Origin of the sequence: Acidithiobacillus thiooxidans ATCC 19377 (assembly GCF_009662475.1) — a bacterium.
In the GTDB taxonomy this organism is placed as follows: Bacteria; Pseudomonadota; Gammaproteobacteria; order Acidithiobacillales; family Acidithiobacillaceae; genus Acidithiobacillus; species Acidithiobacillus thiooxidans.
The window spans coordinates 924,810-938,257 of the sequence record NZ_CP045571.1; the positions used below are offsets into that span (position 1 = coordinate 924,810).

At 52.0% G+C, this 13,448-nt stretch carries 8 protein-coding genes; 1 reads left to right on the plus strand and 7 read right to left on the minus strand.

From position 1 onward, the window contains the following. The first annotated feature begins 9 nt into the window (after nt 1-9). Nucleotides 10-2,253 (plus strand): ribonuclease R, encoded by a 2,244-nt coding sequence (gene rnr, locus GCD22_RS04820; RefSeq protein WP_031572352.1) that lies wholly within the window; start codon nt 10-12, stop codon nt 2,251-2,253. Nucleotides 2,254-2,405: 152 nt separating this feature from the next. Here the strand turns inward: rnr and GCD22_RS04825 are convergent, their stop codons facing one another. From GCD22_RS04825 to GCD22_RS04855, 7 genes are all read right to left on the minus strand, one after another. Next, the gene (locus GCD22_RS04825; protein ID WP_153940472.1) at nt 2,406-3,929 is read right to left on the minus strand and encodes an MFS transporter; all 1,524 of its coding nucleotides are present in this window, start codon (nt 3,927-3,929) and stop codon (nt 2,406-2,408) included. Next, nucleotides 3,926-4,504: a PqiC family protein gene (locus tag GCD22_RS04830; RefSeq protein WP_031572350.1), complete on the minus strand. Its 579-nt coding sequence runs from the start codon at nt 4,502-4,504 to the stop codon at nt 3,926-3,928. Before GCD22_RS04830 ends, GCD22_RS04825 begins: the two co-directional genes overlap by 4 nt. Next, nucleotides 4,501-6,162, minus strand: coding sequence for a PqiB family protein (locus GCD22_RS04835; protein WP_031572349.1), 1,662 nt, complete (start codon nt 6,160-6,162; stop codon nt 4,501-4,503). Before GCD22_RS04835 ends, GCD22_RS04830 begins: the two co-directional genes overlap by 4 nt. Then, complete coding sequence (locus tag GCD22_RS04840; RefSeq protein WP_010636768.1) at nt 6,155-7,423, minus strand: paraquat-inducible protein A; 1,269 nt, start codon at nt 7,421-7,423, stop codon at nt 6,155-6,157. The genes GCD22_RS04835 and GCD22_RS04840 overlap by 8 nt, the downstream gene beginning before the upstream one ends. A gap of 127 nt (nt 7,424-7,550) precedes the next feature. Further along, nucleotides 7,551-11,267 (minus strand): EAL domain-containing protein, encoded by a 3,717-nt coding sequence (locus GCD22_RS04845; RefSeq protein ID WP_051690607.1) that lies wholly within the window; start codon nt 11,265-11,267, stop codon nt 7,551-7,553. Continuing rightward, nucleotides 11,264-11,428: a hypothetical protein gene (locus GCD22_RS04850; protein WP_153940473.1), complete on the minus strand. Its 165-nt coding sequence runs from the start codon at nt 11,426-11,428 to the stop codon at nt 11,264-11,266. Before GCD22_RS04850 ends, GCD22_RS04845 begins: the two co-directional genes overlap by 4 nt. Before the next feature lie 46 nt (nt 11,429-11,474). Beyond that, nucleotides 11,475-13,370: a putative bifunctional diguanylate cyclase/phosphodiesterase gene (locus GCD22_RS04855; RefSeq protein ID WP_153940474.1), complete on the minus strand. Its 1,896-nt coding sequence runs from the start codon at nt 13,368-13,370 to the stop codon at nt 11,475-11,477. Nucleotides 13,371-13,448 lie beyond the last annotated feature (78 nt).

Sequence of the window (13,448 nt, forward strand, 5' to 3'; positions counted from 1 at the left end):
TAGTTGTCAATGCCTGAAAACCAGGAGCCCGCAGCACTGAGTGAACGTGATCCCATGTTCGAGCGGGAAAAAGAAAAATATGAACGCCCTATCGTCAGTCGGGAATACATTCTTCAGTATCTGGAAGAAGCGGGACAGCCTCTGACGCTGGAAGATTTTTTTGCCGAGCTCGAAATCGAGGAAGAAGACCAGGAAGCCTTGCGTCGCCGCCTGCGTGCCATGGAAAGAGATGGTCAGTTGGTCCGCAACCGACGCGGAGCCTACGGCATTGTCGAAGCCATGGAATTGATTCGGGGGAGTGTCAGCGCCCATCCCGATGGTTTTGGCTTTTTGATTCCTGAAGCCGGGGGCAAAGATCTTTTTTTATCACCCCGGGAAATGCGCAAAGTTTTTCATGGCGATACTATTCTTGGCCGGGCGGTGGGCGAAGATCGGCGAGGACGGATTGAAGGTACAGTTGTCCGCATCCTGGAGCGGGCTCTGAAACAGATTGTGGGCCGTTATTTTGCCGATGGTGGCAGCCATTACGTGGTGCCTGAAGATCGGCGTATTTCCCATGAATTCGGGGTGGTGGAGGGAGGTGAACTGGCGCCGGTGCATGGGCAGATTGTGACGCTAAATATTACCCAGTATCCGGATGGTCGCAATATGCCCCAGGGATCGGTTGTGGAAATTCTTGGCGAACACATGGCACCCGGTATGGAAGTGGAAATTGCGGTGCGTAATTACGGCCTTCCTTATCAATGGTCGCAGGCGGTTCTGGACGAGGCTGCGCGTTTTTCCGAAGTGGTACCCGAGGATATGAAAATAGGTCGCCGCGATTTGCGTGATCTTCCTCTGGTTACCATTGATGGTGCCGATGCCAAAGACTTTGATGATGCGGTTTTTGCGGAAGAAATTGCCGACGGTTTTCGCCTTATTGTCGCCATTGCCGATGTGGCCAGTTATGTTCAGTCGGGCTCCGCTCTGGATAAAGAGGCGGTTGCCCGGGGTAATTCCGTGTATTTCCCGCGTCGGGTCATTCCGATGCTGCCGGAAATCCTTTCGAACGGCTTGTGCTCCCTGAATCCGCATGTGGATCGGCTGTGTATGCTTTGCGAAATGGAAATGAATGTGGCCGGTGAGGTTCAGCGTTTTCGTTTTGCCCGGGGGGTCATGCGCTCCCAGCGCCGCTTTACCTACGACGAAGTGGCCGCCATTCTTGATGGGAATGAGGCGTTGCGTACCCAGGATGCAGCTATGGTGCCGCATCTGGAGGCGTTACACCGCCTGTATCAAAGTTTTGCCGGGGCCAGGGAGCGAAGAGGGACCATTGAGTTCGATTCCCAGGAAACGCGCATCATCTACAATGACCAGTTACGCATTGAAAAAATTGTCGCCGTTACCCGTAATGTAGCGCATCGTATTATCGAAGAATGTATGCTCGCGGCCAATGTGTGTGCTGCCCAGTATTTCCGGATTCATGATCTGCCCATGTTGTACCGGGTGCATCCAGAGCCTTCCGCAGACAAGCTGGAGGATTTGCGCCGTTTTCTGGGAGAGCTTGGGGTACCCTTGCGCTTGCCGGAGCGTCCGCGTAGCGCCGATCTGGCGAAGATCATTGAAGAAACCCGGGACCGTAGTGATTCCAGTCTGATTCAGACCGTAATTTTACGGAGCCTGTCGCAAGCATTTTACACAGTGGATACCGGAATGCATTTTGGTTTGGCTTTTCCGGCCTATACCCACTTCACCTCACCCATTCGCCGCTATCCCGATCTGGTGGTTCATCGCGGCATCCAGGCATTGCTGGATGCGGGTACTCAGGAACCACGCTGGTTGGCCAAAAAGGAACTGCAGGAGTTGGGGCAGCATTGTTCCATGACCGAGCGCCGTGCAGATGAAGCCAGTCGTGAGGCCGTGAACTGGCTCAAATGTGAATTCATGATGGATAAAATTGGCGAAACATTTACCGGTATCATTACCGGCGTAACTGGTTTTGGCCTGTTTGTTGCCCTGCGCGAGGTCTATGTGGAAGGTCTGATTCATATCAGCACCCTGGGTGAAGATTATTTCCATTTTGATGCGCAGCATTACCGTATTATTGGTGATCGCAGTAAGGAAACATTCCAGTTGGGCGACGCCATTGAAATCCGGGTGATGAATGTCAACCTGGATGATCGCAAAATTGACTTTGAACGAGTAGTGCCAGAAGGGCAGGCCACGGGTGGTAAATCCCGTCGTCCCCGGCGTTCACGCAAAGAGTCCTCCTGATTATCCTGAAAATGGCAGTTGCTGTGGGTGCTTTTTGCTCCATTGTTCCTCGCCTGTTGTTCTAAGGCTCGAAACAAAAGTTGCGGAAAAGCACCCACGGCAACTGCCGTTTTTGGGACTATTGCTGGAGAATCGGTAGTGTCAGGTGGTTTTCAGGAATTCTCTGGTGTTTTCCGTGCCTGTTGGGAAAACAGCGCGGTTGCCACATCGCGTGGATAGGTGAAGATGGCAGAAAGCATGAGAATGGTGGCTACCAATAGCAAAATCGTAAAAAGTCCAAAAGTAATGCGCAGGCCATAACCATTTCCACAATGTTGGAGTTGGCAATGGCTTTCAGAAAAGTGGGTGGATACCCAACCAAAGGCAAAGGGTGCGGCGGCTTCAAGAATATACCGCAAGGATATTCGAATCCCTTCTGCACGCCCCCAGAGCCGTGAGTGCATAATATCCAGGCGCGCGGCATCCAGCGTGGGGTTGGTGGCTCCCAATGCGGTAGACCCCCAAAACAGCCAGATAAATTCGAGAACCTGATTGTTGGTATTCAGGGCCAGCAGAAAAAACGGAATGGTGAGCAGGAAGGCTATTCCAGTAACCCATACTCTTGCCGTAATCAGTCCTTTGCGTAATAACCAGTCGGCTATCCAGCCGCTGGCGATAACCCCGCCAATGCCGCCTAAACCCGCACCAACAAAAAGGCTGCTGGCCGCCATCGTATTAATATGGAAGCGTTGAGTCAGATAAAGAATGCCGAAAGCCAGCAGTCCGGTAAAATAAAAATACCCGGCGGAGGATGCGGAAATCAGTACCACATTGCTGGGAATACTGAGAATGGTTTTTGCGGCCCGAAACCAGTGCCATTGGGTGGGGTCTTCCTGCAATATCCTTTTGCTGACCGGTTGAATGGATTTTTTGCGAATATCTTCGAGCAAATAGCGCCTGTTGGTTGTTACTTGGGCGTGGGTCTGCCTGGTGGGATTTTTTTGGGTCAGTTCTAAAGCGAGTTTCTCCATGTTGTTGCGTTGGGGTTCGCGCATGCCTTTCCATAATAAATAGGCAAGCAGAATCGCCATAATGGCCAGTACAAAAAAAACCGTGCGCCAGTTGCTGAGTGTGTTGACGGTGCCAGCCAGAATCATGCCGATACCTGCTCCCAATAATTCTCCACCGACAATCAATCCGAAGGCTCGTCCACGCCATGAGGGTGGAAATAAATCGCCCGAAAGAGAAGCAATGACTGGACCAACGGAAACTCCGGCTGCTCCAGCCAGCATTTGCGTCAGCAGGAACCAGTAATAGCCGGGACTGATCCCACTCAGGAGCATGGCTATTGCCCATAAGGCGATCAGTTTTATGAGTAATGGAACACGGCGTTGGCGGTCACCGAGGATACCCACGGGCAGAGCTGCAGTAGCGCCGGTGAGTATGGAGGCGGTAGACAGCAGGCCATAACCAATGTTGCCAATATGCATGCTGCTTTCCAATGCCGGCGCCACTGTACCCAGAGCGGCCAGATTGAGACTGGCGAGGCCCTGAGTCAGGGCCAGTAAAATGATGGCTCGCAGTCTGGGTATGGCATTCAGCCAGTTTTTTTCCTGTTGAAGCAGTGCTTCAATGAGCTTCAGGGGATTTAAATACGCATGCCGGGTGGAAGTATGCCCGTTTTTGTGGATGTTCATCCCAAATGATGCGCCAATTCCCCAGAGAGCCTTTCCAGTAACTGGCTCATGGCAGCAGCTTGCGCGGTTGGGCTGGAAGGGATATTGCCCCGATAAAAATGACTGCGTCCCTGGGTTTGGAGGTGCCCATCGGGCATACGGCTGATAAACCAGTCGGCCTGCAAAAAGACCTTGCCATCATCACTGGGGATGAAACTCTGGACGTTGATTTTGACCAGAAGATAAGGGCCATTCGGTATGGGATCCCCGGGCATGAGCACGGTTTTATCCGGCAATGCGCTTGCCAGATCCTGGGCTAGCACTTTTTGCGCCATACCGCCCAGCGGCGCCGCCCAGCGGACATGACCGGCAACGTCCAGACGATGTTTACCCTGGAGCGTGGTCAGGTAAAGACGATCAATATCTGCGGGCATCTGCACATGCGCAACGACTATGGGCAGTCCATGGCCCTGCAAGGATTGTCTGGCCGCAACAGGAGATGGGGAGGATAGGGTCAGATACTGGGTGGGTACGGAAGCGCAGCCAGCGAGCGCCGCCACCATTCCCAACAAGAGGAGTTTTCTGTGCAATGTCATGGTCTTTTTCCAAAAATCAGGGCATTGGGGTGACTGTTCAAATAATCGGTCAATTCCCGCAATGACTGGGCAGTACGTGATAATTCATACAAGGCGCGTGGTAGCGTCGTGGATTCTGGCGCATTGGCGGCGCTTCCCTGGCTATGGAGCAGGGCATTGCCTGACTGCAAGGCGGCATGCGCCTCCTGGCTGGCACCTTTCAGTGATTTCAGGATGGCCGGTAATTGCTGGTTAGCCGTGCGCGTTAACGCATCCAGATGGGCCATGGTCTGCTGCACATGTTGCAAGGTCTCGCGGGTTTGCGGAGAGCTGCTTACGGTCGCCAGATTCTGGCTGAGTTGATCCAGATTGGCGGCAATTTTCTGCAGAGGAAGTGCATGGATTTTGGTCAGTATGCCATTCAGCTGACGAACACTGTTTTGAATGCCTGCTTCATGGACCATGGGAATGATGGGCGGTTGACCCGGCAGCAAACGGGCAGCTTTTGCACCTGGAACCAGACTGAGGTCAATGACCCTGGAACCCAGCATCGGAACAGTGCTCCCCAGTTGCGCCCGTAAGCCCTGGGCAATCAGGTGGCGGAGAATCCCGTTCATTTGTGCGGAAGGATGGGCCATGTCCCAGGCTTGCCCACCCTGGAGCGGAATCGCCTCGGGGTTGATTTTAATATCGATATCCGTCAGGAGTGCCTGGCGCTTGGTATCAAAAAACATATGCACAGCCGTGACGCTGCCCACACGGGCCCCTTCCAGCATGACGGCGGCACCGGTTTTCAAGCCCTGTGGACCTCCGGGCATGCGCATTTGATAGGCCACGGCATTTTCGACCGGCGCATTTTTAGCCGCAGCAGCACTGGCATAAAGGGGAAATTGCGCATTATTGTCCACGCTGCTGCCGGTTTTGGGGGTGGAAAAACTGATGGCCCCGCTGATTAATGCCGGAATGGCAGGTATATGCACGCCGGGGTGCTCGCCAAACAGACTGACAGCGATGTTACCTGAACTCCAGAAACGGCTGCGCGCATTGACCAGATGCTGGTTTGTTTCGGGAATAAAGGCATAAATATCGAACCCTTCCCCATTTTTTTGCAAGGTTTCGCCGCGAATTTCACCGACCTGTTCGCCCCGGAACAAAATGGGTGCTCCACGAGAAATATTGCCTTTTTCCGGGGCGTGCAAAATGAGGGTGATACCTTTGGATTCGCTTTTCAGTACAGGTTCTTCATCCAGTCCGATGACATGATGGAGTGTGGGGCCACTATGCGGGTCAATACCTATATAGGGTCCGGCAATAATGGATTTGAGGGAGCTGAGGTCGGAAAAACTGACTTTTTCACCGGCAACCCAGTAGCGTGTACCTTTGCCCAGATGATGCGCCATGTAATTATCAAAACGCATGGAAACTGAAATTTCTCCAAGGGATTTTGACAGCTTGACAGCGGTAACATGTCCAACCGTAACGCCCCTATATTTCACTACGGTATGGTTAGCTTTGATGCCACCCATAGTCGGAAATTGCACGGTCACTGTCGGACCCTGTTCCATATAGCTGCGTAAAGCCAGCCAGGCGACAATGGCAAGGGCCGCGACAGGCACGGCCCAGATCAGACCGGGCCAGCGGGAGCGTCGAATTTTTGCAGTTGGCAAAGGATTATTCATGAGGTTCCATTAGATAAGCGGCCCAGAGTGCGCGGGGATCAAAGATTTCTGTCGCAATCATGGTCAGGACGACTACCGCGAGAAAAGCGGGAAGTGCATCGCCCACATAAACCGCCAGTAATCCGGATAAGTGCATCAAGGGCAGAAAGACAGTAACGGTAAATACATCCACATGGGACCAGCGGCCAATGGTTTTTATCAGACGATAGATGGCGGTTTTCAATCTGAGCTGTTTGACCGAGTGGGTCCGTACGGAAATAAAAAACCAGCTCAAAGAAAAAAGTTTCAAAAAAGGAATGACAATGCTGGCCATAAAAATGATGGCGGCAAAAAGCAGGAAGTGCGCATCAATCAGTTTCATGACGCCGGTCATAATCGTATAGCCCTCCATTTTTCCTATTTGATAGTTATATTCCATAGGATAAAGATAGGCGAAGGGATAACAAAAAAATCCTGCCAGGGCAAAGGCCATGGTACGCATTGTCGATTGTGGTTTATAGCGCCAGACTTTTGCTGCGCAGCGTGGGCAGGCTTGCCCTTCCTGATGGGCGGCAACGGGCATCCCGCAATGGCCACAACCTATATATTCCTGGTCCAGATCCAGAGATTCCACATTAGGACCAATGCGCCGCCATATTTCCCGTCTTTCCAGAGTCGCCCGCGTGAGCATGCTAAGAAAGGCCAGCCCCACCACGCACCAGCCTCCGGTACCTACTTCGATGGGTAAAAAGGGCGCGACCCGTTCATAGCCGATGCCAAAACCAATCAGAAAAACATCCAGCATGGCCCATTGGTCCAGCCATTCAGACCAGCGAAACATCCTGCCCAGCCAGCTTGGGTAGTGCCCGGTATCCAGTTGGAGCAATACCACGGCCAGAGTGCTGAAGCGTAAAAAGGGGAGGATGAGCAATTCCAGGGCCAGAATCACCGCCACCACGGGCCAGCCTTGGGCAGCCACTCCCCAGATGCCTGACGCAAGTACACTTTGATGATGCACGCCAAATATATCAACGGACAGCAATGGTAGAAAATTGGCTGGGATCAGCAGGAACAGGGCCGATAAGGTCATGGCCATGGCCGCGTTAATACTGCGACCGGAGGTGCGTTCCATAATATGGCCACAGCGCGGGCAGGCGAGTTTGCCCCGACCTTGTAGAAGCGGCAACCTCTGAATCAGTCCACAATCCGGACAGACCTCCACCCCATGAGGCGGGTCCAGGGCGGCATCGGGAACCCCAATCAGAGTGGTATCCAGTGACATATTTTATGGATCTCTCTTTGAGAAAGCCCGGTAATTCGACTTCTGTAAATGAGTCATCCACCCATTTTAGCAGAAAAAAGGCAGATAGGTTCTCATGGCTCCCGTGGCAAGGTGCGGCCCGGTTTATTCAGTTTCTGGGCTGTAAACGCATAGCCAGAGTGATTTGCTGCAAAACCGCCTCGCCCTGACGCTGCAGGGGGTAAATATCCACAACGGAACCGCTTTCAAGGGTTGGTACCAGAGCTTCGAGGATTGCATGATAATCACGATGGGCTTTTTCCAGATCGCTGAGGTCCATGGCGTTGAGTTGCTTGAGTCTCTGTTGAATCGGGCAGTGGCAACTTGACCATGGAGAAAGCTGCAAAAACCAGTCTGGATTACTGGTTAACAAGTTGGTAATGGTTTTCTGGTAGTCAATGACTTCAGCATATAACTGGAGAAGATCGAATTTTATCTCGTGATTTGCGTTCATTGCCTGAGTGCTGCTGCTCAACCATGCGGGCAGCTCACTGGCCCACATGGGACGGGCCACGGCATAACCCTGTAGCATGGGTGCCTGCATCAATCGCAATACGTTCAAAATGCTCTGGTTTTCTACTCCTTCGACGATAATTTCCACATTTTGCGATATGCCTATATCGAGTATGGCCCGGAGAAAGTGCAGATCATTGGGGTTTTCTCCCAGATTACGCACAAAGGCCTGATCAATTTTGATTTCATCGACAGGTAGTTCCTTGAGATAAAGCAAAGAGGCATAGCCCGCTCCCACATCATCCAGGCCAATGCGGTAACCTTGTTTTTGCAAGCTGCGGATGGACTCTGCACTGGATTCCAGCGAGCGGAGTTCTTCACTTTCCAGAATTTCCAAAATCAGGCTCTGGGGAGGAATTGCACAGCCATCCAGAAGATTCTGCAAGCGTTCCAAGGTGACGGAACTGATCAGGGATCCCGGCAGAATATTCAATGAGATCCAAAGATCAATGCCGGCCTCTTTCCAGGCTCGCCAGTCTCCGGCAATTTGATTGAGCACCAGTTCGGTCAGCCGCCATTGATCTTCTGGTTCAAGGTAGGGCAGAAAATCTCCTGGAGAGATAGCCTCCGCTTTGTTGTTGAGACGGGCCAGCGCTTCGACACCCACAATACGTTCCTGACGCAAATCGAGTACGGGCTGATACTGAAGAACCATCTGCCCTTCATGCAGGAGCGTTTGAATCCGAATATGTTCATTATTTTGCGCTTCGGCAAATAGGGACCAGAACTGGTTACGTCGGGCTTTATGCTGTTTGGCCTGATAGAGCGCATGATCTGCCTGGCGCAGCAGGAGATCAGCATCACTTTGGTCATTTTCAGTGTGCGGATAAAAAGTGAGTCCAGCGCTGATGCCGACATGAATGCCCGGTAATCCACCCAGAAAGTAAGGTTCTGCCAATGTTTTTTCAATTTTTGTCAGGATCGGCGGGATTTGGTCACGGTTTTGCAAATTGTCCCAGACCAGGACAAATTCATCCCCTCCGAGTCGGGCAAGATGGTCACTTTGGCGCAGAGCCTGACTCAGTCGGGCCGCCACTTCCTGCAGTAATAAGTCGCCCGTTGCATGACCATATTGATCATTGACCGGCTTGAAGTCATCCAGATCCAGCATGGCTACCGCCAGCAGCCGGTTATTGCGACGTGCCCTGGCCATGGCGGGATGCAGAAATTCGGTGAAACCCCGGCGATTGGCCAGCCCGGTCAGCGCATCATGACGAGCTAGATGACTTTGTCGCTGGCGTTCTTCCAATAATTCACTTTTCAGATGAATTTCATCGAGAGCATGGCCCACCAGCAGGGCAATTTGCTGTAATACTTCCGTTATTTCCTGGTTGAACAGATCGGGACGGGGCCCGATCACATTGAGCATGGCCCAGCATTCCTGGCGATGATAGACGGGAAAAGTTGCGGCGGATCGCCATTGATTCTGGCTGGCTTCTGCGTACCAGTCAGTTTCGGGGCCAAGGGCACGCAGATAATCCTGAACAATCAGTTTTTCTCTGTTGCGCCAAGCCCGCGATGTCAGAGATTGGCCGTCGGGAACCTCATCAGGATGAATGCTCCAACGCCGTTGCAAGATCCACTCGACATGATGACCAGCCAGGGCAAGTGCCTGAAAAACGCCATGTTCGTCAGGACGGATGATAAATGCTGCATTGAACAGGCCACTATGAATGAGTTCTTCACATATTTGCTGCAGCATCTGCGGCGCTTCTCTTGCCTGCAGGGCAATATCACCACTGATGAGCATGGTTTTCTGCAAAATACGCGCATCATCCAGTTGCTGTGCCACTTTTCTTTGCCGCATAAAGGCGGTGAGATCTTCACTAAGACGCTCTAGTAATTCAATAATGGCGCCGGGGAAAACACTGTCATCATAACGATATAAGGCAATGACCCCACGCCGACCATCGGGCCAGCTAAACGGTGTATAGATGCTGCCACCCATGCGATGTTTTTTGATAACATCCTGCCAGGGCTCAAATAGCGGGTCACTGGCTCCAAATAGTAGCGTGCGATTTTCCGTGATGGCACGACCTGAGGGTGACTGGGTGTGTTCTGGAGTAGCCCAGCAGAATATTTGTATTTTACTGAGTGGAATGGCTAATTCGCCGGCTTTGGCAGGGATATTTATCTGGCCGGTGTGCTCGTCCACGACGCCTATCCAGGCTGCCGCCAAATGCATTCTGGTAACCAGAATCTCACAAAAGCGGACGAGAATCAGCGATAATTCGAGCGGGTCGATGGCGGCAAACAGTCGGTTGACTTCCGTGACTGATTGCAAAAAGGCATCCCTTATCTGCAGCTCACGATTGCGTATTTGTAAATCCTGTGAACGGGCGAATACGCGTTGTTCCAGTTCACGGTTGGCGGTTTCCAGTGCAGTGGCGGCATGACTACGTTCATACATCATGGCAGCAGCTATCAAACCGATGGATTCCAGCAGAATACCGACCATTTGCGCCATGGTTTCAGGATACAAATTATGACTGTGCTCGTATGGTCCATAACCCATGCTGGTTCCTGTCAGAGCAAGCAGAAACCCTACGGCAGCCAAAGGATAGACAAGGCGTGCAGGATAATTGGCCAGCATCCAGAGAAAGGGCAATATGAGCAAAAATACAGCCCCTACGGCCAGATTTCCTGACGGATAGGTCTGAAAAAAAAGCAGGATAATAGCGCCTAGAGTACCCGTTCCCAACAAGAGAAAACGCTTGTCCAGATACGTTTTTTGCGCAGGCTTCCCATGGAAGAAAAGAAGAAATAAAGTACTTATGTTGATGATGGCCGCTGCTTTGGCCATCGTCCAAAACAAAATCAGGTGAGGAATATTCCCGGTAGCTTTCGTAAATAACCAGCCACCAGCTCCCGTCAGACCGGCAGTGAACAGGGAGGGGATTCCCGCAAAAAGCAATAAATAGGCGATGCTGTGGCGGACTGTTTGTAATCCTGCCCAACCTGGACAGAATCGACGTAACAGCAGGCTGCCCAGCCAGGCACCCATGATCTCGCTGCAGGTAAACCAGATGTTGATTCCCCAGCGGAGGTCGATAAAAAAGTGCCCGCCCAGTAATGACGCAATGAGTAGCCCCGGTATGACTCTTGGTCCCCAAACCAGGAGCCCGTAGGCGGTAATTCCCGCCGCCGGCCAGATGGGCCAGAAATGGCCCGCGAGAGAATGGCTGAAAATCAGCGCCGCAAAAACAGTCAGCAGCAAGTGCCCGCCGAAAAAGCCGACATTCAGTAAAAAAACCTGCCGCAGGGACGAGGGCCGGGAGAGTGCGGGTAACTGAATTTCAGCAAATGATTTCAAGACTGGGCCGTGATATGTGCTGCCATCGCGTTGAGGATGTTTGCCGTTAAATGATCATAAATTTCCATGCTGTATTCGCTGGATAAATGATTACCGACGATATCTGCAATGACCTGCTGTAATTGCGCGCGTTGTTCACGCAGGGAAGGTATGATGTTCATGAGCGGGTAAAGAGGACAGGATAAATTATCACAGGTCAACTGAACATTAATGCTTTGCGGCATACTTTGCAGTACGGCCCGCAAGCCCTTGGCGAGTACCAGAAAACGGGCAAAGCCTGACCAATAAACTGGAGCTGGACGACTGCATTGAAATTTGCTGCCCCAGGAAGCGCTGACTGATTTCACCAGCGGAGATGGGTCGACTGATGGCATAACCCTGTACCTGACGAATACCCAGAGCGGTTACGGCAGAAAACACTTCGGCGTTTTCAATGCCTTCGACGATGAGCTCAACTCCCAGCCCATTGGCCATTTCCAACATGCTCGCCAGAAAATGCAGATCTCTTGGACGTTTTTCCAGGTGACGGCTGAACGCCTGGTCCAGTTTGACGGCGTCAAATGGATAATCCTTGAGGCGCAGCAGACTGGCGTAAGCAGTGCCCAGATCGTCGAGAGCAATGCGTACTCCCAACTCCTTGAGGCGGCCCAGTTGTGCTTTGGCTGAGGCGTAATCCAGAAATTCGTCACCTTCCAGCACCTCAATGATCAACTGTCCGGCAGGCATCTGAAAGCACAGCAGCGTGCTTTCAATAAACTGAATGACCTCTTCAAGCAGCAGATCCTGCGGCTCGAAATTTACCGCAATGGAAACGCTTTGGCCGGCATCCTGCCACAAGCGCCATTGCCGGGCGGCCTGTTCCAAAACCGCACAACTGAGTTTGCGGCGATCTTCTGCAGTCAACCAGGGTAAAAACTCGCCGGTTTCCAGTAGGATGCCATTTTCCTCCAGGCGGGCGAGGGCTTCCAGTTCATGGGTACGACCACTTGGAGTATGGATAATGGGCTGATAAAGCGTAACAACATGCTCGGCCAGCAGTGCCTGAAAACGTTGCTGACGAGCTATGAGTTGCGGCGTGTTGGGGTCATAAATGGACGAGGGATCATAGAGCGTATAAAACTGCGCAGTTTTATGTCTTTTGGCCTGATGCAGGGCCAGATCGGCATGATGAATAATATCCCGAGCCTTGCCGTCGTCCAGGGGATAGACGGTCACGCCTATGCTGGCTTGAATCCGCAGTTCTGACTGATTGACTGTAAAGGCACGATCCAAGTTCATCCGTATGCGTTCCATGACCACTTCGAGATCAGCCCAGCGTTCCAGGTCTTCAATCAACAATACAAATTCATCACCACCCATCCGGAAGAGCGTGTCATGACTTCGCAAATCTTTTTGAATAAGTTGGCTGAATTCAACCAGAATCTGGTCGCCTGCCAGTCGCCCCAGCTTTTCGTTGATTTCCTTGAAATTGTCGAGGTCAAGCATCGCCACGGCCAGCAGCCGCTGATGCTGATCAGCCGTATGTAACGCCTGTTCCAGGCGGTCATCCAGCTCCATGCGATTATATAGACCGGTCAGAGGATCATGGCGTGCATGTTGTTGCAGGCTCATGATCATGTCGCCCATATAGGCAAAGGCGGAAAAAAACTCGGTGCCGACTTGTTCAAAGTAACCCGACTCACTGCTGCCCACCACACCCAGCGCTTTTTGTCCTTCAATACCAAAGGGGACCAGGATGATTTCAGAGAGCTGCTTGCGCAGAGGCAGCAGCCATTTCGGGCAATCAGGATTATCCAGGGAATAAGTCATTGCTGTATTGCTGCTCAGAACCTGATAGCAGGGATCCTGAGGGTTCTCAAGAATGTCAGGATGATGCTGAATACCCAGTTCATGGTAGGGTCTAAGTGGCTTTCCAGGCGCCTGGAAGGCATACCATGCCCATTTCAGGGTGCTGTTGTTGTCGAGAATGCTCTGACAAAGCGCATTCAGAAATCCGTAAGCACCGGCGTCGGCAGGAACCGCACTTAAGGCTTGGAGCATGGCCGAAAATAGGGCGCTGCGGTCACGCTCAATGGCTGCAGCATTTTTTATCGGGTTGGGCACTAGGGTGTCCGTTATAACTTAAATAAGTATGATGTTATATAGGACAATAAGCGAATATGGCAAGGTATTGTGTTATGA

Excerpts from the sequence above, each read along its gene's own strand:
- rnr (WP_031572352.1), top strand. The coding sequence starts at position 10 with ATGCCTGAAAACCAGGAGCCCGCAGCACTGAGTGAACGTGATCCCATG.
- GCD22_RS04825 (WP_153940472.1), bottom strand. The coding sequence starts at position 3,929 with ATGAACATCCACAAAAACGGGCATACTTCCACCCGGCATGCGTATTTA.
- GCD22_RS04830 (WP_031572350.1), bottom strand. The coding sequence starts at position 4,504 with ATGACATTGCACAGAAAACTCCTCTTGTTGGGAATGGTGGCGGCGCTC.
- GCD22_RS04835 (WP_031572349.1), bottom strand. The coding sequence starts at position 6,162 with ATGAATAATCCTTTGCCAACTGCAAAAATTCGACGCTCCCGCTGGCCC.
- GCD22_RS04840 (WP_010636768.1), bottom strand. The coding sequence starts at position 7,423 with ATGTCACTGGATACCACTCTGATTGGGGTTCCCGATGCCGCCCTGGAC.
- GCD22_RS04850 (WP_153940473.1), bottom strand. The coding sequence starts at position 11,428 with ATGAACATCATACCTTCCCTGCGTGAACAACGCGCGCAATTACAGCAG.